This is a genomic window from Paenibacillus sp. P4_E11 (assembly GCF_056401635.1).
Map to the genome: position 1 here is coordinate 1 of NZ_JBFUIX010000521.1, position 1179 is coordinate 1179.

The 1179-nt window shown below is 42.5% G+C and carries 2 protein-coding genes; both read left to right on the forward strand.

What is annotated here, in order from left to right:
* Nucleotides 1-855: flagellar biosynthesis protein FlhB (flhB, locus tag AC1DWB_RS35680; protein WP_477545795.1), on the forward strand; the 855-nt coding region annotated here is incomplete at its 5' end.
* A 15-nt stretch (nucleotides 856-870) separates the two neighbouring features.
* Nucleotides 871-1179: FHIPEP family type III secretion protein (locus AC1DWB_RS35685; RefSeq protein WP_477545796.1), on the forward strand; the 309-nt coding region annotated here is incomplete at its 3' end.

The following is a 1179-nucleotide window of genomic DNA, read 5'->3' on the forward strand; positions in this document are numbered from 1 at the left end:
GAAGTCACATTTAATAATGTCACGATGATGTTTTCTCAGCTAATGTATGAATTACTGATATTACTTGCTCCCATATTCCTGATAGTCGTTGTAGTGGCTTTCATGGCGCTATACTTCCAAGTCGGGTTTATGGTAACCGGTGATCCGCTCATACCGAAGTTTGACAAACTCGATCCGATTAAAGGAACAGCCAATCTGTTCAAGATTCGTGCACTCGTGGAGCTGACGAAATCAATTTTGAAAATAGTCGTAATCGGTCTGGTCGTCTTCTTCACGATATGGAATGAAAAACAGCAAATTATTCAAATGGCACAATGGCCTCTAATCAAAACGTTCGGGTATACCGGACAGTTGATTCTGATGCTGGGTCTGAAGATTGCTCTTATCTTACTAGTGCTTGCCTTGTTCGACTATTTCTATCAAAAGTATGAATTTGAGAAAAGTCTGAAAATGTCAAAGGACGATATTCGACAAGAGTATAAGAACACGGAAGGCGATCCGCTCATCAAAGGAAAAATACGTGAAAAGCAAAAACGGATGGCCATGCAACGCATGATGCAGGACGTTCCTAAGGCAGATGTAGTCATAACGAATCCAACACACTTTGCCGTTGCGATGAAATATGACCCGAAGCAGTCGGAAGCACCTGTTGTCGTTGCGAAGGGGATGGATTACATCGCCTTGAAAATACGCCAAGTTGCCAAGGACAACGGCGTAGTTACGATGGAAAACAAGCCGCTAGCACGGGCGTTGTACGATCAGGTGGAAATCGGGCAAACGATTCCCGCCGATTTGTTTCAAGCCGTCGCTGAAGTATTGGCTTATGTATATAAGCTAAAAGGAAAAGCGAAATAAGAAGGGAGGCCGTCCATGAAAACAAGAGATTTAGTCATTCTTACCGGGATAATCGGCATTATCATGATGATGGTTATTCCCATTCCTCTGTTTCTGCTCGATTTCTTGCTCATTATTAATATTTCAATTGCATTAATCATTATATTGATTGCTATGAATACGCAGGATGCGCTCGATTTTTCCATATTTCCGACATTGCTCTTGATAACGACATTGTTTCGGTTGGCGCTTAACATCTCCACGACTAGAAATATATTACGTGACGCCGAAGCTGGGAGTGTCGTAGAGACATTCGGATCATTCGTAGCCGGTGACAATCTAGTC